Origin of the sequence: uncultured Brachyspira sp., from assembly GCF_944390845.1 — a bacterium.
GTDB classification, from domain to species: Bacteria; Spirochaetota; Brachyspiria; order Brachyspirales; family Brachyspiraceae; genus Brachyspira; species Brachyspira pulli.
Genome location: NZ_CALXRM010000042.1, coordinates 1 through 21,782, shown reverse-complemented (window position 1 = coordinate 21,782; position 21,782 = coordinate 1). Strand labels below are relative to the sequence as shown.

22 protein-coding genes and 2 pseudogenes are annotated in these 21,782 nt (G+C 27.9%); 13 read left to right on the top strand and 11 right to left on the bottom strand.

Translation table 11 applies throughout. The features are described from left to right. Window positions 1-140: 140 nt before the first annotated feature. Window positions 141-1,598, bottom strand: a complete 1,458-nt coding sequence (locus Q0K52_RS09410; RefSeq protein ID WP_297298792.1) for a TolC family protein — start codon at window positions 1,596-1,598, stop codon at window positions 141-143. Window positions 1,599-1,655: 57 nt separating this feature from the next. Further along, window positions 1,656-2,375: a TetR/AcrR family transcriptional regulator gene (locus tag Q0K52_RS09405; RefSeq protein ID WP_297298790.1), complete on the bottom strand. Its 720-nt coding sequence runs from the start codon at window positions 2,373-2,375 to the stop codon at window positions 1,656-1,658. Between the two features lie 290 nt (window positions 2,376-2,665). Between Q0K52_RS09405 and Q0K52_RS09400 the strand changes: the two genes are divergently transcribed. The 11 genes and pseudogenes from Q0K52_RS09400 (at window position 2,666) to Q0K52_RS09350 (ending at window position 11,379) form a co-directional block, all read left to right on the top strand. Beyond that, on the top strand, window positions 2,666-3,001 hold the full coding sequence (locus tag Q0K52_RS09400; protein ID WP_297298788.1) for an STAS domain-containing protein: 336 nt from the start codon (window positions 2,666-2,668) through the stop codon (window positions 2,999-3,001). 139 nt (window positions 3,002-3,140) lie between these two features. Then, window positions 3,141-4,052: a F0F1 ATP synthase subunit A gene (gene atpB, locus Q0K52_RS09395; RefSeq protein WP_367270991.1), complete on the top strand. Its 912-nt coding sequence runs from the start codon at window positions 3,141-3,143 to the stop codon at window positions 4,050-4,052. A gap of 44 nt (window positions 4,053-4,096) precedes the next feature. Beyond that, window positions 4,097-4,318, top strand: a complete 222-nt coding sequence (atpE, locus tag Q0K52_RS09390; protein ID WP_297298785.1) for an ATP synthase F0 subunit C — start codon at window positions 4,097-4,099, stop codon at window positions 4,316-4,318. Window positions 4,319-4,344: 26 nt separating this feature from the next. After that, on the top strand, window positions 4,345-4,848 hold the full coding sequence (gene atpF / locus Q0K52_RS09385) for a F0F1 ATP synthase subunit B (RefSeq protein WP_297298782.1): 504 nt from the start codon (window positions 4,345-4,347) through the stop codon (window positions 4,846-4,848). 54 nt (window positions 4,849-4,902) lie between these two features. Beyond that, on the top strand, window positions 4,903-5,463 hold the full coding sequence (gene atpH, locus Q0K52_RS09380) for an ATP synthase F1 subunit delta (RefSeq protein ID WP_297298780.1): 561 nt from the start codon (window positions 4,903-4,905) through the stop codon (window positions 5,461-5,463). A gap of 11 nt (window positions 5,464-5,474) precedes the next feature. Next, a complete protein-coding gene (gene atpH, locus Q0K52_RS09375; RefSeq protein ID WP_297298779.1) occupies window positions 5,475-6,119 on the top strand; it encodes an ATP synthase F1 subunit delta in 645 nt (214 codons plus the stop codon). Between the two features lie 24 nt (window positions 6,120-6,143). Further along, complete coding sequence (atpA, locus tag Q0K52_RS09370) at window positions 6,144-7,643, top strand: F0F1 ATP synthase subunit alpha (protein ID WP_297298777.1); 1,500 nt, start codon at window positions 6,144-6,146, stop codon at window positions 7,641-7,643. 218 nt (window positions 7,644-7,861) lie between these two features. Beyond that, window positions 7,862-8,740, top strand: coding sequence for an ATP synthase F1 subunit gamma (atpG, locus tag Q0K52_RS09365; RefSeq protein ID WP_297298776.1), 879 nt, complete (start codon window positions 7,862-7,864; stop codon window positions 8,738-8,740). A 151-nt stretch (window positions 8,741-8,891) separates the two neighbouring features. Then, a pseudogene (locus Q0K52_RS09360) lies at window positions 8,892-9,437 on the top strand (ankyrin repeat domain-containing protein); the annotation flags it as partial. A 234-nt stretch (window positions 9,438-9,671) separates the two neighbouring features. Further along, window positions 9,672-9,869 (top strand): annotated as a pseudogene (locus tag Q0K52_RS09355) (ankyrin repeat domain-containing protein); the annotation flags it as partial. A gap of 748 nt (window positions 9,870-10,617) precedes the next feature. Further along, window positions 10,618-11,379: an ankyrin repeat domain-containing protein gene (locus Q0K52_RS09350; protein ID WP_297298774.1), complete on the top strand. Its 762-nt coding sequence runs from the start codon at window positions 10,618-10,620 to the stop codon at window positions 11,377-11,379. 98 nt (window positions 11,380-11,477) lie between these two features. Here Q0K52_RS09350 and Q0K52_RS09345 read toward each other — a convergent pair whose 3' ends face one another. The 7 genes from Q0K52_RS09345 to Q0K52_RS09315 all read right to left on the bottom strand — a co-directional run bounded on the left by Q0K52_RS09345 (window position 11,478) and on the right by Q0K52_RS09315 (window position 18,732). Next, window positions 11,478-12,311 carry an SMP-30/gluconolactonase/LRE family protein gene (locus Q0K52_RS09345; protein WP_297298772.1) on the bottom strand — a complete coding sequence of 278 codons (834 nt, stop codon included), beginning with the start codon at window positions 12,309-12,311 and terminating at the stop codon, window positions 11,478-11,480. A gap of 21 nt (window positions 12,312-12,332) precedes the next feature. Continuing rightward, on the bottom strand, window positions 12,333-12,926 hold the full coding sequence (rdgB, locus tag Q0K52_RS09340; RefSeq protein WP_297298770.1) for an RdgB/HAM1 family non-canonical purine NTP pyrophosphatase: 594 nt from the start codon (window positions 12,924-12,926) through the stop codon (window positions 12,333-12,335). Window positions 12,927-12,983: 57 nt separating this feature from the next. Then, window positions 12,984-13,454, bottom strand: a complete 471-nt coding sequence (locus Q0K52_RS09335; RefSeq protein WP_297298767.1) for a GyrI-like domain-containing protein — start codon at window positions 13,452-13,454, stop codon at window positions 12,984-12,986. A 20-nt stretch (window positions 13,455-13,474) separates the two neighbouring features. Beyond that, a complete protein-coding gene (locus tag Q0K52_RS09330; RefSeq protein ID WP_297298766.1) occupies window positions 13,475-14,674 on the bottom strand; it encodes a MalY/PatB family protein in 1,200 nt (399 codons plus the stop codon). A gap of 534 nt (window positions 14,675-15,208) precedes the next feature. Next, window positions 15,209-17,182, bottom strand: coding sequence for a TRAP transporter permease (locus tag Q0K52_RS09325; RefSeq protein WP_297298764.1), 1,974 nt, complete (start codon window positions 17,180-17,182; stop codon window positions 15,209-15,211). A gap of 9 nt (window positions 17,183-17,191) precedes the next feature. Next, window positions 17,192-17,692: a DUF1850 domain-containing protein gene (locus tag Q0K52_RS09320; RefSeq protein WP_297298762.1), complete on the bottom strand. Its 501-nt coding sequence runs from the start codon at window positions 17,690-17,692 to the stop codon at window positions 17,192-17,194. A gap of 86 nt (window positions 17,693-17,778) precedes the next feature. After that, window positions 17,779-18,732 (bottom strand): TAXI family TRAP transporter solute-binding subunit, encoded by a 954-nt coding sequence (locus tag Q0K52_RS09315; protein WP_297298760.1) that lies wholly within the window; start codon window positions 18,730-18,732, stop codon window positions 17,779-17,781. Window positions 18,733-18,956: 224 nt separating this feature from the next. Here Q0K52_RS09315 and Q0K52_RS09310 point away from each other — a divergent pair, with 224 nt between their 5' ends. Together Q0K52_RS09310 and Q0K52_RS09305 are read left to right on the top strand one after the other, a co-directional pair. After that, on the top strand, window positions 18,957-19,307 hold the full coding sequence (locus Q0K52_RS09310; protein ID WP_297298758.1) for a demethoxyubiquinone hydroxylase family protein: 351 nt from the start codon (window positions 18,957-18,959) through the stop codon (window positions 19,305-19,307). Window positions 19,308-19,341: 34 nt separating this feature from the next. Further along, a complete protein-coding gene (locus tag Q0K52_RS09305; protein ID WP_297298756.1) occupies window positions 19,342-20,151 on the top strand; it encodes a family 1 encapsulin nanocompartment shell protein in 810 nt (269 codons plus the stop codon). A 63-nt stretch (window positions 20,152-20,214) separates the two neighbouring features. Here Q0K52_RS09305 and Q0K52_RS09300 read toward each other — a convergent pair whose 3' ends face one another. Together Q0K52_RS09300 and Q0K52_RS09295 are read right to left on the bottom strand one after the other, a co-directional pair. Then, window positions 20,215-21,201, bottom strand: coding sequence for a DUF2157 domain-containing protein (locus Q0K52_RS09300; RefSeq protein ID WP_297298754.1), 987 nt, complete (start codon window positions 21,199-21,201; stop codon window positions 20,215-20,217). Window positions 21,202-21,213: 12 nt separating this feature from the next. Next, entirely contained in the window at window positions 21,214-21,540 is a 327-nt protein-coding gene (locus Q0K52_RS09295) for a hypothetical protein (protein WP_297298752.1), read from the bottom strand. Between the last annotated feature and the right edge of the window lie 242 nt (window positions 21,541-21,782).

Below are 21,782 nucleotides of genomic sequence, written 5' to 3'. Positions count from 1 at the left end.
TTGCTTAATCTCCTATTATATTTTGTGTATGTAATTAAAGATTTTTTCATTAAGGAGGCTAATTTTTTATTAATTAACCTCCTCAATAAATATTTTTATCCCTCTAAATCCTTATGAAAATCGCTAAATCAAAAATTTATTTATTCGTAGTCTATAGCAAGTAAAGCCCTATAATCAAATATAGTCGTTATGAACTCATATTGAAGATTTAATAGTTCTGTTTGTGTTGCTGTAAGCTCTAGTCTTGAAGTAAGCAAATCATCAACTTCTAAACGTCCCTGATCTAATTTTTGAAGCTGGGTAGCTATTCTTGAATTGATTGCTCTTATTTGCATTTGCTTGCTTGCTATTAAATTTTTATAAGCATTGAATCTTGAAATATATGTTTGTAATTGTGTATTGAAATCCTTTTCTAATTGATCGTATTGAGCTATTATTCCATATAATGAATTTTCAGCCATTTTATATTGTGCTTTATTTGCTCTGTTTCCTATAGGGTAGGAGAATTGTACACCGGCAAAAAATTCAACATTTGTCATACTTCCAAAAGATTGGAAATAACCATCACTGTTAGGGCTAAGTCCATTTAAACTAACACTTCCAACTAAATCTAAATTAGGCAAAGTACCGTTTTTCATAGCATCAAGAGTGTATTCAGCTCTTATTTTTGATTGATAAGCTATTTGTCCGTTTACACTGTCAGCAAAAGGAACAGATTCCATTTGCATATTACTTCCTAAATCTAAATAAGCGTCCCAAGTTGTATGATCAGGCTTTAAATTAGTTACAGGCATAAAGAAACTTACTGTAGTCAAAAGACTGTCTAAATAAACTTGGTTTTGTGCATAATAGTCACTGTAAACCATAGTTTGTGTTCTGGCATTTTGATAAGAGTCATTATCTATAAGTCCGTTATTATATCTGTCTCTCATCTGATTTTCAAAACGTCTTGCTGTGATATACATGTTTCTATAGTAAGCAAGAAGTTTTTCGTACATTATCCATTGATAATAAATTTTTTGATATGAAACTATTACACTGGCATCATCTAATTTTCTTTGAAGCTTAGCTATAGCAAGAGCATATTCAGCATCTTTTATAGGATATCTATCTAAGGTACCAAAAAAGTTTCTTAATAAAGGCTGAGTAACTTCTATAGTTAATGAAGGCTGATAATTGTTAAAGTCAACACCATGAACACCATCGGGATATAAAGTACCACCTAAAAAAGATGTATGTGTCAAATTAACAGACCATTTAGTTCCTGAATATGGTATTAATGAACCAACACCAATACCAGCTTGTATACCAGCGGCTTCTACAGTAGGACTTGTTGTTGTAGTTGTACTGCTTGATGATAAACTACCGTATTTACCTACAGCACCAAGCTGAGCAGATAAATTAACATCTCCGGAACTTTTAGCACTAAGTAAATTCATTTCAGCATTAGTTTCTGTTACAGCATTTATTTTTAATTCAGGTATTTGATCTCTTATAGTTTCCATATATGCTGCATAAGTTAAAGTATTTGTTTGACCATATAACATATTGATGAATATTATAAAACTTACTACTATTATTTTTATACTTACTCTCATTTACGCTCCTTATCACAATCAATATAATAGTTCTAAATAATAATTATTTGAATTAAGTTAATTTTTGAAACTATATTTATTTACATTCTTACTTCCAAGTAAAAGCAATAATGTTTTATATAGCGTATCTATTAGATTATCTAAATTAACATCTAAATCTTTTTTTTCTTTTTTTCCTGTTGAATCTCCTTTGTAGTAGTACAGTTTTCCGTTTAGATCATAATATTTATTTAATATTAGTTCATTTCCTATTCCAGAAACTGCAACTATCATTTGCATATAAATGTCATGAGGATCTAATATAGGATTAAAGTATTTTTCCTCAATTTTTCTGTCTATAAATACAAATAATTCAGTAAGCCAAAAATGTAAATTAAGGTCTTGGTTTATATTTTTTTTTAATTTTTCAAAACGTTCCTTATCATTAAAGAATATTGGCTGTAATTCAAACATTATTTTACCAAATTCTTTTGCAGTTACAAAAAAAAACTTTTTAAATGATTCAAATAATTCAAATATAGCTTTTTCAGGTTCATCATAATATTTATTTATGATTGATTTTGGGCTTACATCTATTTTATTGCTATTTAGCAAAGAAACTACTATTTCATCTATATTTGAATAATATTTGTAAACTCCCCCTTGGCTTAATCCCGATTCCTTGACAATATCTTTCATTGTAACACTATAGGCAGGTTTTCTTAAAAATACTTTCATAGCTGCCTCTAGTATTATCTTACGCTTATTCTCAAAATACTCTTCGTTTACTTTAGGCATTGCTTTTTGGTATTCACCTCATGTTTGAAATTTTAATATGAAAATAAAAACGATACGAGTGTCATTTTTATTTGTGAAATACATAATATTACAATTGCTTTTTATTGTCAATAGACACTATATAAGAAATTTGTAAATTTTTTATATAATTAATTAGGTATTTGTATATAAATAAACATTATTATACATTTTATACATATTAAAAAATTATAATTAACTATTGTAAAAAATATGATTTAGTTTAATATTAACTTATAAAATTGTGTAATAGAATGAAATGGAGTTTATTTATGGAAGTTTCTTTTAAAGAACTTGAAAATAATACAGTTGTCATAAAATTAGATGGAGATATAGATGTTTATACTTCATCAGATTTAAAAGATGCTATTTTTTCACAAATAGATTTAGGTGCTAAGAAAATGGTAATCGATATGGAAGATGTATACTATATAGACAGCAGCGGAATAGGAGTTTTTATTTCTGCTCTTGGTGCTTTCAAAAAAGTGAATGGTAAGATATGTTTTGTAAAGGTAACAGCCCCTGTAAAAAAAGTGTTTGAACTTACTAAAATTACTAGCTTTTTTCCTATATTTACAACAGAGACAGAAGCATTAGAAAAATTCTAATTATTTTTTATTTTTGCATCGAATTTAAATAAAAAATAATAGTTGATTTTTTATTTAATAGTTATACAATTAATTTTAAATTATTTTTTATTTTTTAGATGATAGAATTTTTCTTATTATAAGGTAGTAATTGTTTATTATGTTTAAAGAAGTAATTTTTATGAAAAAAAATTTTGTGTTAATATTAATATTTTTCACTATATTTAGTACAAATATGGTTTACGGAGCAGAAAGTATTAATGATTACATTATGGAAGAAATAGGAGATAATACAGAACATCCATTTTATACTTTTCCAATAAGATTCGGACATTATCTCAATTTTGACTTCAAAGTAACAAAACATATAATATTAGTAACTATAGCAGGTGTTTTATCAATTTTAAGTATGAAATATCTTGCTCATAAATTAAAATGCCCATTTAAAAGACCAACATATTTACAAAGTATATTAGAAGGCTTGATTGATTATATGAATAAAGACGTTATAGGGGCCACATTAGGTGAAGAAGGCAAAAGATATGTGCCTTTTTGTCTTACGATATTTTTATTCGTATTATTTTCTAATATATTAGGTCTTATCCCAGCATTAATAAAAGTAACAACAGAAGGCGGCGGTCATGCCTATTTAGCAGGCGGTATCGGAGCAAATATAGGTTTTACAGGTGCAATAGCTATAATAGTGTTTATAGTTTATGTATTTGCTGGTATAAGAAAGAAAGGCATCATAAAATATTGGACAGGTTTAGTTCCAAAAGGATTACCTTTGCCTTTAATACCTATAATATGGGTTTTAGAGTTCATTACATTATTTAATAGGGCATTTGCTTTAGCAATACGTTTATTTGCAAACATAACAGGCGGACATATAATGATGATGGTAATACCTTATTTGATAATTATGTCTGGTACTGTATTGGTAGCGCCATTTGCGGTATTATTTTTGAGTTTTATATATGTGCTTGAAATGTTTGTGGCAGTTTTACAGGCTTATATATTCTCATTATTATCAGCGGTTTATATTGGAATTGCTATTAGTGATGAGCATTAAATAAATATTTAAAATAAAATTTAAATAAAAAGGAGAATAAAAAAATGGAACTTTCTATATTAGGAGCAGCAATTGGTGCAGGTCTTGCAGCCATAGGAGTTGGAATAGGAATAGGTTTTATAGGTTCTAGAGCAGTTGAAGGTGTTGCCAGACAGCCTGAAGTTTCTGGAAAGATACAAGCTGTTATGCTTATAGCAGCAGCATTAATAGAAGGGGTAGGTTTATTTGCTTTAGTTATTTGTATTCTTGCATTATTTACAAAATAATTAAAAAAATATTTGGAGGTATATGTATGGCACTTTTAAAAATAGATCCTGGTATAATAATTTGGACTTGGATCACATTTTTACTAGTTCTTGCTGTATTAGGTGCTTCTACTTGGAAAATAATTTTAAAAGGCTTAAATGCTAGAGCAGATAAAATTCAAGAAGATTTAGAAGAAGCTGAAAAGACTAGAGAGAATGCCAAAAAATCTTTAGCAGCATATAGAGAGCAAATTGATAATGCTAAAGCTGAAGCTAGTGCTATTATAGAAAATGCTAGAGTTGAGGCTAATAGGATTAGAGATAAAATTATTAATAATGCTAGAGAAGAAGCAGAAGTTAATAAAAATAAAATTATGGCTGAGATAGATAGATCTAAAGAAGATGCTATGAACAGTATAAAAAAGCAAGCACTCGATATTGCTGTAGTTATGGCTGAGACAATTCTTAAAAGAAATATTAATAAAGATGACAATCAGGCTTTAATTAATGAGTTTATTAATAATGCTAATAAAGAAAATAGTGAGCAGTAATTTTTTAATAAACTTTTAAATTACGGAGCATAAGTATTTAGGAAGTGATGTTTTATGAAAGAAAGTGAAAAATTAGAAATACTAAAGCCTACAGCAACTGCTATATTTGATGTAGCTAAACAGCTTGGCATGATAAAAGAAATATATAATGAACTTACTGAATGTTCTAAATTATTTCAAGATATTGATATAAAAAAGTATTTTTTTGATAGATTTGTCTCTAAAAGAGAAAAAAAAGAATTAATAGATAAAAGATTAAAACCTATACTTTCTAAAGAAACTTATGCTTTTGTATCTATATTGGCAGAACATGATAGTATGGACGTTTTGCCTGATATAGTTAATTTATATAAAGATATAGTAGACGATTATAATAATATAGTGAGAGTACGTATTATTACAGCTTATGCTATTGATGATAAAACCATAAAAGATATTATTCAAACAGTAAAATGTTTTTCCAATAATGAAATATCTTATGAGACAGTAGTAGATGAGAGTATTATAGGCGGCATAATAGTTTATATTGGTTCTACAGTTTATGATTATAGTATAAAAAACCAAATAGGTTTATTACAAAATAAATTTACTTATGGAAATAATCAAACATTGTAGGAGTATATACCATGGATGAGTCTATTGCTGAAGGCATTTTAAAAGATTTAGAAAAAGAGGTTCTTAAAGAAACCACAAGAGAAAAGGCAAGCAGATTTACTCGTATCACAAAAAATGAATCTAGTGCCAAAAATTATGCTAAGGCAATGTTCGATGTTGCTACTGATGTTGGAAAAATAGAAGAAATAAAAAATGATTTGAATGTTGTTTATTCATCTTTGTTGGTTGATAAAGATATATTTGATTTTTTTAAATCAAGTTTCATAGATGGTAATTTAAGAATGCGTATATTAAAAAAAATATATGCTAATAATATATCTGAAGAAACTTTTAATCTTATTGCTATTTTAATAGAAAGAGATTTAATTCATACTTTATTTGCTATAATAGTGGAGTATGAAAATTTATGTAATGAATATTATAATATTGTAGTTGCTAAAATTACAACTGCATCTGATATAACCAATATTAACGATATGGATAACTTAAAAGAATGTATTAGCGGTATGGTTAAAGATAAAGATGTTCATTTTACATTTAATATAGATGAAAATATTTTGGGTGGAGTTGTAATAGAAATAGAAGATGTTGTTTATGATTATAGTATTAGAAAATTACTTGTAGAGTTAAAAACTTCTATTTCTGAAAATAATTGATATTTTATATTTGAGGAATTACTTATGAATATAAAAGCTAGTGAAATTGCAGCGGTTCTTAAAGAAGAAATTAAGAATTATAAGGCTGATTTTACTCCTAATGAAGTGGGAGTAGTTGTTGAGGTAGGAGATGGTATTGCAAGAGTAATTGGACTTCCACATGTTATGGCCAATGAAATGATACTTTTTGAAAGCGGTGCCGTTGGTCTTGCTTTTAACTTGGAAGAAGAAACTATAGGTGTTATAGTTTTAGGTGATTATTACGGTATTAAAGAAGGAAGTAAGGTTAGCAGATTAAAAAGAATATTAGAGGTTCCAGTTGGGGAAGCATTATTAGGAAGAGTTGTTAACCCTTTAGGTGCACCTATAGATGGTCATGGTGAAATAACAACTGATAAAAGAAGGGTTATAGAATTCCCTGCTCCTGGTATTGCTGACAGACAAGCGGTAAAACAGCCTCTTCAAACTGGTATTAAAGCTATAGACTCTATGACTCCAATAGGTAGAGGTCAAAGACAGCTTATAATTGGGGACAGAGGTACAGGAAAAACTTCTATTGCTCTTGATGCTATAATCAATCAAAAAGGTACTGGTGTTATATGTGTATATGTAGCAGTAGGTCAGAAGGCATCAACTGTTGCTGGTGTTGTTGAAACTTTAAGACAGCATGGTGCTTTAGAATATACTATAGTAGTGGCTGCAACTGCTGCTGATTCAGCTCCTTTGCTTTATATAGCTCCTTATGCTGGCTGTGCTATGGCTGAATATTTTATGTATGAACAAAAGAAAGATACATTAATTATATATGATGACTTAACTAAACAGGCTAATGCTTACAGACAGATATCGTTACTTTTAAGAAGACCTCCTGGAAGGGAAGCTTTTCCTGGCGACGTTTTCTATTTGCATTCAAGATTACTTGAAAGAGCAGCTAAACTTAGCGATGAATTAGGCGGCGGTTCTTTAACTGCACTTCCTATAATAGAAACTCAGGATAATGAGGTATCTGCTTATATTCCTACAAACGTTATTTCTATTACTGACGGTCAGATATACTTGCTTACAAGTTTATTTATGAGCGGTGTACGTCCTGCTATAGATGTTGGTATATCTGTTTCACGTGTTGGCGGTAATGCTCAAACTAAAGCAATGAAAAAAGTTGCTGGTACTTTAAGACTTGACCTTGCTTCTTATAGATCTTTAGAGGCATTCTCTCAGCTTGGTATCGGACTTGATAAAGCTACTTTGGCACAATTAGACAGAGGTGCTAAAATGGTTGAATTATTAAAACAAAAACAATACAGTCCTATACCTTTTGAAGAACAGGTTGTAGTTATATTTGCCGCTACTAAAGGTTTCTTGGATAATATTGAAGTTGATAGAGTTCATGAGTTTGAATGGAGACTTCTTCAATATATGAGAGCTGATAAGCAGAATATACTTGATGATATAAGAGAGAAAAAAGATATAGCTGACATAGACGGACTTTATAAAATTATAGAAGAGTTCAAAGCTAAATTCTAATTATTAGAATTTGTTTTTTGATATTATTAGCACATAAAAATCATAGTCAATTTATGAGATAATTAATCATCTCAGAAAAGATTTTGATTTTATGTGCATATTGATAAAAATCTAAATTAGATATTAAAAGTTTGAAAATCTATTATGTTGGTGTAAGTCAAATATTGGTACTTTATTTTTAATAGCATATAAGTTATTAAAAATTTGGGGTTTTGATTATGGCAGAGAAACTTAATGTATTAAAAGCAAGAATTAAAGCAGTAACAAGCACACATAAAATAACAAAAACTATGGATATGATAGCACGTTCAAGAACTGCTAAAATATTAACAGTAGAGCAGGGCATGCGTCCTTTTACTCAGAAATTAAATAGAATAGTAGAAGACCTTTCTCATTCAGATATGGATCATGTACACCCTTTGCTTGCCCCTAAAAAGAAAATAAAAAATATTATACTTTTTGTTGTAACTTCTACAAGAGGTTTATGCGGTTCATATAATACCAAAATTTTTGATGAGGCAATGGAAAGGATCAGACATCATCATAGACATGGTAGAGAGGTTGAGCTTCATGTTCTTGGAAAGAAAGGTGAATCATATTTTGAAAAACAAGGTATTCCTATAGCACGTAAATATCCTCGTATAGATGAAGAATCTACTTTTGATGACTGTGCTACTGTAGTTCAGCGTTTCATGCATGAATATGCAGTTGATAATGCTTCAAGGGTAGAAGTTATATATACAAGATATTATACAAGAGTTGTACATATACCAAAAATTAAAAGTTTGATTCCTATGATTCCTGATGAAGAAGATATTGAAGGACATAAAATTAAAAAGAAATTGGATTATGTTATCGAGCCTAATATAGAAGATGTATTAAAAGAAGTTGTTCCGATGGCCATTAAAACATATTTTTATTTTATGATAACAAGTTCTTTTTTGTCTGAAAATGCTGAAAGAGCTATAGCTATGAGAAATGCTACTGACAATGCTGAAAGATTATTAACAGATCTTAAAAATAAAGCTAACAGAGCAAGACAAGAACATATTACTAATGAACTTCTTGATATTATAGGCGGTTCTGAGGCTTTATAATTTATTTTGTATATAAAAATTAAATACCATTCATATATTTATTTTATGAATGGTATTTTTTTATTTTAAATTTTTTAATCATTATGCTTTATAAAAATTACTAATTTTATAGTATAATATTTTATATTATTGACTACTATTTGACTGTATTATGAAAAAATTATTATTAATTTCTTTTATTTTAATTATTGTTTTAGTAATTTCATGCGGTAAAAAAGAAGAGGCTAGTATAAATAATAATTCTGTGTATGTAAGTGCTTCAGAGAATATATATCATAAAACCTACACTAATGTTGTAAAGATTCATGGTAAATTTCTTAATATAAACTCTATTTTTTCTTATGGTAACAGAGAAGAAGGAGAATACAGTGAAGAGTATGATATATTTGAGGCTATAAAAAATCATAGTTTAAAGAGAGTAATGGAACTAATAGAGGAAGGTGAAGATATTGATCAAAATGATAGAGACTTTATTATGTATAGTGAGTTTATGGAGTCTCATTATATTATAGAAGGTGCTACTCCTTTGATATTTGCAATATTTTATAGGGATTTGGGTATAATGAAATATTTACTCGATAATGGTGCTGATCCTTATATTGAAGATGATAACGGTAAGAATTCTTTTTTATGGGCTTGTAGTAGTGGGAATGTTGATGTAATAAAAATGCTTGTAAACTTTGATTCTAATTTAGTATATACCTAAACAACTATATTTTGTCAATTTTTACTTTTTTGTAAATGTAATTTTTGTTTATTAATAGTATAAAATATTATTAAGTTTTGTTTGAAATGTGAAGTAAAAACAAGATTTGTGTCAAAAATGCAGTCTTTTTGGTTCTTTGTGTCAACAAAAGAACTGGGGGGTGGGGGCTAGTCCCCACAAATAACCTAAATTTAAAATTGTATTTTTTGACAAACTCTAAAATTTTTAGTATATTCCAAAAATAATTATGATGTAAACGGACTTCATTGTGCTGCTATGTATGATAATGTAGAGGTGTTTGAGTATTTAGTTAATGATTTGGGTATAGATATAAACAGCACTGATGAGGATGGAGACGGAGTTTTATATTATGCCAATAAAGATGCCGCAATAAAAAAATTAAAAGAGCTTGGTGCCAAATAATATAAATTGTGTAATACATTAATATATACTGAAAATTTTTAACTTTGTCAACTGATGCTCTTTATATAGAATTATCAACTTTTTTGACGCACACGCTCTGCGGGCTTCGCCAAAGTTGCTGCCAACACCACAGGTGGACTTCGTCGGCACGCTTCGCGAAAACGCAAATACTACAACCTTATATTATTACAATACGTATTAAATGTATAGTAATACCTAAAATTTAGGTTAAAAATGCAGTCTTTCGCGAAGCGTATCCGAGCCTGTCGAGGATATAGGTTCTCGCCACAGTCGGGCTTCGCCTTGGTCACAAAAAGAACTGGGGGTGTGGGGCAAAGCCACCACAAACAATAAAATTAAAAATCTAAATTTTGACAAACTTAAAAATTTTTAGTATATAAAAAAATCGAGCGTCTATCAAATTCATTTGCTAGAGTCTTGAAGCGAGATTTTTTAATTATTTAATGAAGCAATTTTTATTAGCAACAATATAATAAATAATAAATTGTGAGCGTCTGGCAAGTTCGCCGAAGGCGGACAGAGTCCTTGACAGACCCGATTAGCGAACAATTTTTATTAGCAACAATATAATAAATAATAAATTGTGAGCGTCTGGCAAGTTCGCCGAAGGCGGACAGAGTCCTTGACAGACCCGATTAGCGAACAATTTTTATTAGCAACAATAGAAAATAATTCGTTTTTATTGTATAATACTTCACAAATTATTAATTACTATACGGCGGTGTTTATGAAAAGCATAAAATTGTCAAAAAGTGTATTATTGATTTCTTTATTATCAATTATTTTAATTTTGTCATGCGGTAAAAAAGAAGAGACTAGTGTAAGTATAAGTAATAATTCTGTGTATGTAAGTGATCCAGATAATATATATCATAAAACTTATACTAATGTTGTAAAGGTTCAGGGTAAATATGTTAATATGAACTCTGCTTTTTCTTACGGCAATAGAAAAGAAGGCGAATACAGGGAGGACTATGATATATTTGAAGCTATACAAAATCATAGTTTAAAGAGAGTGCAGGAATTAATAGAAGAAGAAGGCGAAGATATAGATCAAACTTATTTAGGAGATAGTTTATATAGTGAATTTATGAACGATAGTTATTCTGTAAATGGTGCTACTCCTTTAATATTTGCTATATTTTATAGAGATTTGGGTATAATGAAATATTTACTTGATAATGGAGCCGATCCTTATGTTAAAGATGATGACGGTTGGAATGCATTTTTATGGGCATGCGGCACTGGAAATGTTGATGTAATAAAAATGCTTGTACAGGCAGATCCTGATTTAGTTGATACTAAAAATATATATGATGCAAACGGACTTCATATGGCTGCTTTGAATGACAATGTAGAAGTGTTTGAATATTTAGTTAAAGATTTGGGTATAGATATAAATAGTACTGATGAAGATGGCGACGGAGTTTTATATTATGCCGATGAAGATGAGTCAATAGAAAAGCTTAAGGAATTAGGTGCCGAATAATAAAATAGAATAAAAATTATATTAATATTATAATAGCTTATAACTTATAGAAGAAGTTATAAGCTATTTTTTTATAATTTTTTAATATATTAAAAAAATTATTCAATATAAATATTTTTGTTTCTTCCAGTTATATTTTCTGTTTTCAATAAATATACAGCACCGTCTTTTGTTTCGTCTTCAGCTGAAGTTATTAATATTTCATCTAAATTTATTCCCGCAAAACAGCAAGATGTAATATTTTTTCTGTCAAAATTATATTCATAAATTGTATCAAATGTTTTTGTGTCAATGCATACAATTTTTCCTCCGCCGTATTGTGCTATCCATAATCTATCTTCATTATCAATAGACATACCATCTGGAGAAATATTTTCTAATTTATAAACTGTTTTTGGATTTTTGAACTCTGAATTTATATAGTCAAATTCTTGTACTGATTTTGTTAATGAATCTATGAAATAAACTTTATTGCCGTTAGAATGCCAAGCTATTCCATTAGATATTCCAACATTTTTTAATATTTCCTTTTGTGTGCCGTTTTTGATTAGCAGTAACTTTCCATCATATTCAGGTTCTTTTTCATGATAATTGTATAAATTATTCATTCTTCCTATAAATAATTCACCGTTTGGAGAAATACCTCCGTCATTGCATCTGAATCCATCATTTTGAAAAGTTATATAGCTTTTTGTTTTATTATATTTATCATCTAAAACATAAATTCCATCTTCAAAAGCAGCACAAAGCTGATTTTTATTATTTTTGAATATGAAGCTTATATATGTATCATATTCTTTATAATCAATAGCATCATTTTTTAAATAAAATAAACGCTTTTTTAAAATATCAACCCAATAGTAAATATTATTTTGATTATCCCAAAAAGGAGATTCAGCTAATTCCATACCATTTGCTATTTCTTTAATCATAGTAAGTCCAATTTTAATAAATTAATTTTTATAAATGCTAGATAGAATTTCTTTCATCTTGTTCATAGCTAATGCTCTGTGACTCATAGAATTTTTTTCTTCTAAGCTCATCTCAGCATAAGTAACATTGTATCCGTCAGGCTGAAATATAGGATCATAACCGAAACCGTCAAAGCCTCTAGGAGACTCTATTATTTTTCCATTAACTCTGCCTTCTAATGCTATATAGTAGTTATCATCTAATACGCATACAGCAGAAGTAATAAAGTATGCACTTCTGTCATCTTTATCTTTTAATTTATCTAAAATTAATTGCATTTTTTCTTTATAGCCTAAATTTTCTCCGCCGTATCTTGCAGAATATATACCAGGCTCTCCATTTAAAGCATTAACACATATTCCTGAATCGTCAGCTAAAGAAGGTAGTTTAGTATAGTTGTACACTGCTTTTGCTTTTATAAGTGAGTTTTCTATAAAAGTTGTGCCGTTTTCTATTATTTCTCCTATATCTGAAGGCATTGGCAATATCTCTTTTATTACTGTACCTTTGAAGATATTTTCTATTTCTTTTAATTTATGTTGATTTGAAGTTGCTATTACTAATTTATCAAGCATATTTAATTTTTCCTTTTGTTGTTTATAATTATTTTACTGTTTTACTGGCTTTTATTATTATTTTATCACATTGAAAAATAAATAAAAATCTTTGCTGTTTGGTATATAATATTCCATTACATTTCCTATTATAGTGTAGCCATTCTTAGGGGCATAATTTTCTACAACATTATTAAATATTGTACTGTAATTTTCTATATTGCATTTAACTTTAAGAAATGTACCGCCTTTTATATTCCATTTTATCCAGCCATGAGGAGCTTCTGAATTTTCTTTTACTTCAACACCAGCCATATATTTTCCCATTTCGCCCCAAGGAGCAAAAGTTTCATCTATATCATTCATTATTCCCCATATACCAGCAAGATTATTATTTTCATCAACCTTTACTAAATTAATTATTTCTTTAACATTTTTATTAAAGTTCTGCCATAAAGGTAAAACCCACTGAGAATGATTTTCGCTTTCTCCAATATCTACCTTTCCAATTACTTCAAAATCTTCTTTTTCAACTACTTCTATATTCATAATATTTTATAACTCCAATTTTATTTTTTTAAATTTTTTACTGCTTCAGATATATTGTTCATAGCTTTTTCAACATAGTATCTTTGTGTAGCTAAATTAAAACGCATAAATCCTATTCCGGCATTACCAAAAGCGTCGCCGTCATCTAATGATAAATTGCATGAATCATAATAGAAATTTTTTAAATCTTCCTGATTCATATTAAATTCTTTCATCAAGTTTTTATTGTCAGCAAACATCAAATAAGAACCTTCTAATGGAACAGCTTTTATATAATCTTTTAATATGCTATTTTCTATATAATCTTTAACATAATTATAATTGCCCCAAACATATTTTCTCATTTCATCAACCCAATAAGAGCATTTTGAATAAGCCGTTTTACAAGCTGCTAATGAGAATGTTGAAACTGATACGCAAAATCTTTCCATTTGGAATCTATATGCTCTGTTGATTTCTTCATTTTGAATTATAACATTTGATACTTTTGCCCCTGCTAAATTGAATGTTTTTGAAGGAGCATTCATTGAAATTATATGATTAGCGTATTTTTCTATAGAGGCCAAAGGAGTATATTTCTTTGAAGGATCAACTATTATATCGCAGTGAATATCATCGCAAATAATTTTAACATTGTTTTCTATTAGAATATCAGCCAATTTTGATAATTCCTCTATAGAATAAAGTCTTCCAGTAGGGTTATGAGGATTTCCTATCAAAGCAACTGTAAGATTCGGATTTTTTGCCTTTTTTGTTACATCTTCATAATCTATAGTATATCTGCAAGTTTTATCATCATATATTAAATTGGATTCTACTATTTGACAGCCTTGATTTTTTATTCCTGCAAACATTGGGTAGTAAGTAGGAGTTAAAACTAAAATACTTTCTCCAACTTTTGCTAAAGTAGATATTGCTATATTAAATCCTTGTACTAATCCTTGAGTAAAATTTAACCATTCTTTTTTTATATCCCAATTATATCTTTCTTTATGCCACTTTATAACAGAGTCATAATATCCGTCATAAGTGAAATATCCGAATATGCCATGATCTGCTGCTTCTTTTATTGATTCTATAATTTCAGGGGCAACTTTAAAATCCATATCAGCAACCCACATAGGTATTTGATCTTCTTTTAAAGGTTTTTCTCCGAATGCTTTAGTCCATTTTGTACTATTAGTTTTTCTTCTGTCTACTAATTCGTCAAAGTTTATCATTAAATATTCCTTTTTTAAAGTTATAATATAGAAATAGTATTTTATAATATTATAAGAAATAAATCTATTATTAAATAAAATATTATTTATACTTAAACAATTATATTTTTTTATATCTAGTGTACCAAAAAACAAGAAAAAATTTATAAACTTAAAAATTTTTAGTATATACCTAAACAACTATATTTTGTCAATTTTAGTTTTTATATTGTTATTATTTTCGGGGACTAGCCCCCGAACCCCCACTTCTTTTGGTGACCCAAAGAAGCAAAAGGACTATATTTTAGCTCAAATTAATAACCTATCTTACATGTAAAACGATTTTAGTATAATTTAGTACTAATTTTATAATTGCACTTTCGCGAAGCGTATCCGAGCTTGTCGAGGATATAAGCAACTTTGACGAAGTCCGAAGAGCGTATGTGGCGGGAAAAAGTTGAATAAAAAAATGACAAAGTTAAAAATTTTCAGTATATATTAATAACAAAAAAGGGACTTTATTAAAAAGCCCCTTATTATTTTATTAAATGATTATTAAGCTATTGCTTTATTCATTTTCTTTCTTGATATTATTTGTATTATAACTAATATTGCTATTACAGCTATTCCTATAATATCAGTATATAATTCCGGATATATAGAAAGAAGTCCTGCTATAATGAATAATATTCTTTCATAAGGTTTACATTTTCTAAATACATATCCTTCCAAACCAGCAGATACACCGAACATACCAATAAGTGAAGTTATAAGTATTGGTATAATTTGTGCAATTGTAGTATTTATCATAAGTATTTGAGGATTGAATATAAACATATAAGGAATGATAAATGCACCTATAGAAAGTTTAGTTGCTTCTATTCCAGTTTTTAAAGGATCTGATTTAGCGATAGCAGCACCAGCCATAGCAGCTAAAGCAACAGGAGGAGTAACATCGGCTATAATACCAAAATAGAATACGAACATATGAGCAGAAAGAGGTTCATAACCTAAACCTATTATAGCACTGGCAGCTATTGTTGAAGTGATAAGATAATTAGCAGTAGTTGGAACGCCCATACCTAATATTATAGAACTTATCATAGTTAAGAATAATAGTAATAAAGGTATTCCTCCGGATATAGATATTAAACCAGCACCTATTTTTAAACCTAAACCAGTTAAAGTAATAATACCTATTATTATACCAGCCATAGCACAGGCAATAGCTACACTTATTATATTTCTAGCTGCATTAACAAAAACATCTATTAAATCATTAAACCCAAAACTTATTTTTCTTTTCATTACTATATCAACTATAGAGTTAACTACAGCAACTAATCCGGCAGCTATTATACCCATTAAACCAGCATATATTGCAGTTTTACCAAGTACAAAGAAATATATTATAGTAGCAAGAGGAATAACTAAATAACCTTTCTTCATTAAAAGATCACCGATTTTTGGAAGTGAATCTTTTGATAAACCTTTAAGACCTGTTTTTTTAGCCTCTAAATGAACCATTATAAATATACCAGTGAAATAAAGTATAGCAGGTATTATTGCAGCTTTTGCTACATCTTTATAAGGTATTCCTAAACTTTCAGCCATTAAGAAGGAAGCAGCACCCATAATAGGAGGCATTAATTGTCCTCCAGTAGAAGCAGATGCCTCAACAGCTCCTGCAAACTCTGGTCTATATCTTAAAGATTTCATCATAGGTATTGTAAAGCTTCCAGTACCAACAGTATTAGAAACAGAACTTCCTGATACAGTACCAAACATAGCACTTGTAAGTACTGCTACTTTAGCAGGGCCTCCGTCAAAACCTCCGGCTATAGCATTACATATATCTATAAAAAATTGACCTATTCCAGTTTTATCAAGCAATGCCCCAAAGAATATAAATAAAAATATAAATGTTGCTGAGGCACCGATAGGAGTACCCATTATACCTTCAGTATTATAAAATAAATGTGATACTATTCTTTGAATGGAATATCCTCTATGATTAAGAAATCCCGGTGCATAAGCTCCGAACAATGCATATACAATAAATACTATTGATATTATAAGTATAGGAAGTCCTACTATTCTTCTGCATGCTTCAAATACAAGAAGTATTCCTACTATACCAATAATAATATCAGTTCCTGTATATATTCCAGCACGTCTAACTAAAGAATCAAAATTAACTGTAATATATCCCCAAGAAGCAGCACCCACTATGCCTAAAATTACATCATACCAAGGAAGTTTGTCCTTAGGCATATCTTTTTTTATAGGAAATAGTAAATATGCAAGAAGCATAACAAATGCTAAGTGCGTAGCTCTTACAACTTGTGCTGTAATTGTTCCTGTGAGTATTGAATATAATTGAAATAAACAAAATAAAACAGATATTGCGATTATTAAATATTTTTTCCAATCTTTATATCTTCTATATCTTGATTCGCTGTCATATTTGCTCATATAATCATCAATTTCTTCAGCTGTAATCATATGTATATCATTCTTGTTTTTCATATTGCCACCTTATGTTATTCTTGATAAAAATGATTTAATATATTCAAATATAGATATTCTTTTATACTCTATTTTTACATTTGTTTGAGGTTTAAAAAAATTATCTAATTCGATTATTTTCTCATCTGTCATAATAGTATGATTAGCAGTAACTCCAATAAATAAATATAAATTTTCTATTATTCTATTCATATTATTTATTTCCATGTAATCATCAATAATGACAAAATTTTCATTGTCTTCAGGTTCTGGAATTCCAGCACCATAAGAAACAAATCTAGTTTTCTCTAAAATTATATTATTGTCCTTATCTATAATATAATAATCTCGTACTTTACTTTTATTTACAGAATGATCATACGAAATTATAAATTTTTTATTTTTGATATTGAGTATCATATTAACTTTATTGTTTTTAACATTATTTAATACTAATCTTGGAAATAATGGTATAAATAATAAAGCAATAATAATTATAACAATTGTAACTACGGTAATCTTTTTCAGCATATTATTGATTTCTTTATTAATTATATAAGCGTATTCATATTGTTTTTTGATTTTATTATATGAATACGCCTAATTTTTTATTTTTATTATTGTCCTATACTGTATCCTAATTCTTGATAATATTTTATAGCACCTGGGTGGAATGGTATAGATATTCCTTTAGGTGCACTATCAATATCTAATTCTTCACCTTTAGAATGTGCAATAGATAAGTCAGCTTTTTTATCGAATAATGTTTTCATTAAATTATAAACAACATCTTCTGGTATATTGTTATTAACAGCAATAGAAGCTTTTACTGCTATAGCAGCAGTGTCAGTTGTAACACCATTATATGTATTAGCTGGTATTGTAATTTCTGTATAATATTTATATTTGTTAAGTAATTCATCTACTTGTACTTTATCTAATGATATTAAAACTATATCTTTTGATAAAGATAATTCCTGTAAAGCAGCATTAGGTATCCCTGCTACTATGAAACAAGCATCTAATGTTCCGTTTTGTAAACCGTCGCTTGATTCTTTAAATGAAAGATTTGCTTTGTTTATATCATTGAAAGATAAGCCGTAAGTTTCTAGAATTTGTTTAGCATTAAATTCAACACCGCTTCCAGCATCACCAACAGATACTCTTTTTCCTTTCATATCAGCTATTGATTTTATTCCGCTTTCTTTTGAAGCAGCTATTTGTACTATTTCAGGGTATAAAGTAAGCATTGCAGAAAAATTTGTTAGTACTTCATTAGCAAATATATCAGTACCATTATAAGCATAGTCCATAACGTCATTTTGTACAAATGCTAAATCTGCTTCATGTCTGTTTAAAAGTCTTAAATTTTCAGAAGAAGCTCCAGTTGATTGTGCTGTAACATTCATTCCTTCTATATTGGCATTCCATATACTTGCTATACTTCCTCCGAATGAGTAATAAGTACCGCTTGTACCGCCAGTAGCAAAAACATAATTATAATTGTTGCTTTTTTTACATCCAATTATCAGTAAAGAAACAGCAATAATCGATATAATTATCTTTCTCATAATAATACTCCTTTTATTTTTTAATAAAAACTATTATGTTTATATTGATAATACACTTTATAGAATTAAAAGTCAATATTACTGTTTATAATATAGTATAAAGTTAGAATATTATAATTTTTTATTATTATGATATTGACATTATTTTTAATTTATGATATATATATTACTTATTAGTAATTAATACTATTAAGTAGTTTTATTAAAAAAGGAGAGTAATAATTATGCCTAGTTTTGCAAACCCATTTAATGCAAATGTAAATAGAAAAGTAACTAAAGAAGAATTAATACAAGCAATAAGATTAGATATTGCAGGAGAATTAGAAGCTATATATTTATATGATGCTCATGTTATGGCTACTGATGATCCTGTGGCAAAAGCAGTATTATCTGATATAAGAGATGAAGAGAAAGCCCATGTTGGTGAGCTTATGGCTTTGCTTAGACATTTAGATCCTAAAGAAGCAGAACATTTTGAGTCAGGACAATTAGAAGTTAAAGAGATGATGGAGGAGCTTGGAATAAAAGAACCTAATTTATCAGGTCTTACGGTTGGAAGTTTGAAAAAAGACTGATAAATCAATAATAAAAATATTAAAGGAGGAATATATGGATTATTTAGCTAGAGAAAGTTCGCCTTTTGAAGAAAGTTTTTGGCAGAATATAGATAAAGTTGTTGTTGAGACAGCAAGCAGAACACTTATAGGAAGAAGATTTTTATCTATTTACGGCCCTCTTGGAGCAGGTGCTATAAGTGTTCAATATGATAAAAGTGACAGAGAGGAAGTTTTTGAAGATGGTTTCGTAAAGACTTCAGGAAGAAAATCTGTTGAGCTTCCTCAAATTTATCAAGATTTTACATTATTATGGAGAGATTTAGAAAACAATATTTCTAATAAATTGCCTTTAGATTTATCTATTGTATCTCAGGCAGCTCAGATACTTGCTAATAAAGAAGATAATTTAATATTCAATGGAAATGATTTTCTTGAATTAAAAGGTATACTCAATGCCGAAGGAGTACAAAAGTTAAAAATATCTGATTGGGGACAAGGTGAGAATCCTTATACTGATATAGTAAAGGCTATAAATATGATTAGAGAGAAGGGTATTGTTGGAAGATTTGTATTATGTTTAAGCCAGTCATTATATTTTGATTTACAAAGAATACAGCAAGGCACTGGAATGACAGAAGCTCAGAGAATATCTAGTATGATTGGAAATCTTTATAATGTACCTGTTATACAAGGAAAGAAAGCTGCATTGATTTGTTCAGAGCCTCAATATATGGATTTGGCTGTTGGAATAGATATGTCTACTGCATATTTAGAACAAAAAGATTTAAATCATAGCTTTAGAATAATGGAAACTATTATACCTAGAATAAAAGATTCTAATGCAATAGTGGTTTTAGAATAATTTTATAATAATAACTCTTTAAAAAATTATAAGCCTGCAGGTTGTATGAAATCTGCAGGTTTTTTATTTATATTTTATAATTCTTTCTATTATTATTCCTATTAATACAGTTGTTAATCCTAATATAATAAAGAATATCCAAGTATTCATTCTAAAATAAAAATATTCAAAGTATCTTATATACATATTTAGAATAATAAAAAATATTGAGTATTTTACTATAGAATATTTTCTTAATTTACAGCCTATTATTAGAGTTATGATATTGGATAATAGAAACAATGAACTATATATAATAACATATGGATTTCCATACTCTTTAAGAATTATCGCATAATTATAATTACCAAATACTGACATAAATGCTAATATAATATTCAAATATAATAATCCTATAGTATAATAAATAGAAGAAAACCTAAAATATTTTGATCCTAATTTTTTATTGATATCAGTTATTCCTATTAAAAACATTAATATACTAATAGAAATAAATCTTATATAATTATTAATTTGTAAATCCAGTTCAGCTATTTCAAAACCTTCAAATCCGTACCAAGTAATTATTGATATTATTGCTATAGATAATACAGCATAATTTCTTTTTATATATGCTATTATAAAAAATATTATTATACTTATTAAAGAAAGAATTATGAAATTATCTCTGCTATTATTTATTATATAAGAAATAGTAAATATATCAGCAGATAAAAATATTGATGAAATGGCTATTATGGCAGAAGAAGTTTTTGGTAAATATATTTCTTTTCTTTTAAATACTTCATCTATTATAAAGCCTGATAAGAAAAATACAGTAAATAAAAATGCTATAAAGTATAAAGAAAAAATATAAAAACTAATAAAAGATATAAATCCAATAGATACCATTACAATGCCTGTTATCATTATAGCTTTTATTATTGGCTGCCAATTTATATAATCATCTCTATACATTTTTGACAGAGTTTCTAATTGTTCATTGGTGATAAGATTATCTTTATTCCACTTTTTTAATTCTTTTAATAAAAATCTGTTTTTACTGCTCATAATATTTGATTATCAATAATCTTTAAATATTTCTTTTCTTATATATTTTATATTATCTAAAGTGTATCTAGTATAATCATTATTACCGTCCGGTGATTTCATTGTTCTTAATAATCTAATATACTTAACAAAATTTTTGAAATTATCTTTTAAATTTTCCGGAACAATTTTTTTTATATCTTCTTCTATATCACTATTAAAATTTTCATTATTTTCTAGCATTATCATATCGCATAATTCATTTTTATTATTGAAGAAACTTTCTAAATCATTATTTTCTAAATATGATATAAGTTTATCTAATTTGTTTGCCATTAATTTTAAATTTTGTTCACTCATAATATACCTCGATTTCTTATAATTATGATTATACTTTAATATTATAATAAAATAATTGCAATACTGCTTGATTACAAATTATTTAAGTAAAATATATTTACAAATAAAGCGTTTTTTTAATTTTTTAAGCTCTATTATGTATTATATGTATTATTATATTTATAGTTTTTGGGGCTGTCCTAGATAACTAAAAAAGCTCCTTTTGTGCTAAATTATATATAATTTCTAATTGTTTTTCAACT

What these genes read in the sequence shown, in the direction of transcription:
- rdgB (WP_297298770.1), bottom strand. Translation starts at nt 12,926, where the DNA reads ATGCTTGATAAATTAGTAATAGCAACTTCAAATCAACATAAATTAAAA.
- Q0K52_RS09330 (WP_297298766.1), bottom strand. Translation starts at nt 14,674, where the DNA reads ATGATAAACTTTGACGAATTAGTAGACAGAAGAAAAACTAATAGTACA.
- atpB (WP_367270991.1), top strand. Translation starts at nt 3,141, where the DNA reads ATGTTTAAAGAAGTAATTTTTATGAAAAAAAATTTTGTGTTAATATTA.
- Q0K52_RS09350 (WP_297298774.1), top strand. Translation starts at nt 10,618, where the DNA reads ATGAAAAGCATAAAATTGTCAAAAAGTGTATTATTGATTTCTTTATTA.
- atpG (WP_297298776.1), top strand. Translation starts at nt 7,862, where the DNA reads ATGGCAGAGAAACTTAATGTATTAAAAGCAAGAATTAAAGCAGTAACA.
- Q0K52_RS09405 (WP_297298790.1), bottom strand. Translation starts at nt 2,375, where the DNA reads ATGCCTAAAGTAAACGAAGAGTATTTTGAGAATAAGCGTAAGATAATA.
- Q0K52_RS09300 (WP_297298754.1), bottom strand. Translation starts at nt 21,201, where the DNA reads ATGAGCAGTAAAAACAGATTTTTATTAAAAGAATTAAAAAAGTGGAAT.
- atpA (WP_297298777.1), top strand. Translation starts at nt 6,144, where the DNA reads ATGAATATAAAAGCTAGTGAAATTGCAGCGGTTCTTAAAGAAGAAATT.
- Q0K52_RS09305 (WP_297298756.1), top strand. Translation starts at nt 19,342, where the DNA reads ATGGATTATTTAGCTAGAGAAAGTTCGCCTTTTGAAGAAAGTTTTTGG.
- Q0K52_RS09410 (WP_297298792.1), bottom strand. Translation starts at nt 1,598, where the DNA reads ATGAGAGTAAGTATAAAAATAATAGTAGTAAGTTTTATAATATTCATC.
- Q0K52_RS09345 (WP_297298772.1), bottom strand. Translation starts at nt 12,311, where the DNA reads ATGATTAAAGAAATAGCAAATGGTATGGAATTAGCTGAATCTCCTTTT.
- atpH (WP_297298780.1), top strand. Translation starts at nt 4,903, where the DNA reads ATGAAAGAAAGTGAAAAATTAGAAATACTAAAGCCTACAGCAACTGCT.
- Q0K52_RS09325 (WP_297298764.1), bottom strand. Translation starts at nt 17,182, where the DNA reads ATGAAAAACAAGAATGATATACATATGATTACAGCTGAAGAAATTGAT.
- Q0K52_RS09335 (WP_297298767.1), bottom strand. Translation starts at nt 13,454, where the DNA reads ATGAATATAGAAGTAGTTGAAAAAGAAGATTTTGAAGTAATTGGAAAG.
- Q0K52_RS09310 (WP_297298758.1), top strand. Translation starts at nt 18,957, where the DNA reads ATGCCTAGTTTTGCAAACCCATTTAATGCAAATGTAAATAGAAAAGTA.
- atpF (WP_297298782.1), top strand. Translation starts at nt 4,345, where the DNA reads ATGGCACTTTTAAAAATAGATCCTGGTATAATAATTTGGACTTGGATC.
- Q0K52_RS09320 (WP_297298762.1), bottom strand. Translation starts at nt 17,692, where the DNA reads ATGCTGAAAAAGATTACCGTAGTTACAATTGTTATAATTATTATTGCT.
- atpH (WP_297298779.1), top strand. Translation starts at nt 5,475, where the DNA reads ATGGATGAGTCTATTGCTGAAGGCATTTTAAAAGATTTAGAAAAAGAG.
- Q0K52_RS09315 (WP_297298760.1), bottom strand. Translation starts at nt 18,732, where the DNA reads ATGAGAAAGATAATTATATCGATTATTGCTGTTTCTTTACTGATAATT.
- Q0K52_RS09400 (WP_297298788.1), top strand. Translation starts at nt 2,666, where the DNA reads ATGGAAGTTTCTTTTAAAGAACTTGAAAATAATACAGTTGTCATAAAA.
- Q0K52_RS09295 (WP_297298752.1), bottom strand. Translation starts at nt 21,540, where the DNA reads ATGAGTGAACAAAATTTAAAATTAATGGCAAACAAATTAGATAAACTT.
- atpE (WP_297298785.1), top strand. Translation starts at nt 4,097, where the DNA reads ATGGAACTTTCTATATTAGGAGCAGCAATTGGTGCAGGTCTTGCAGCC.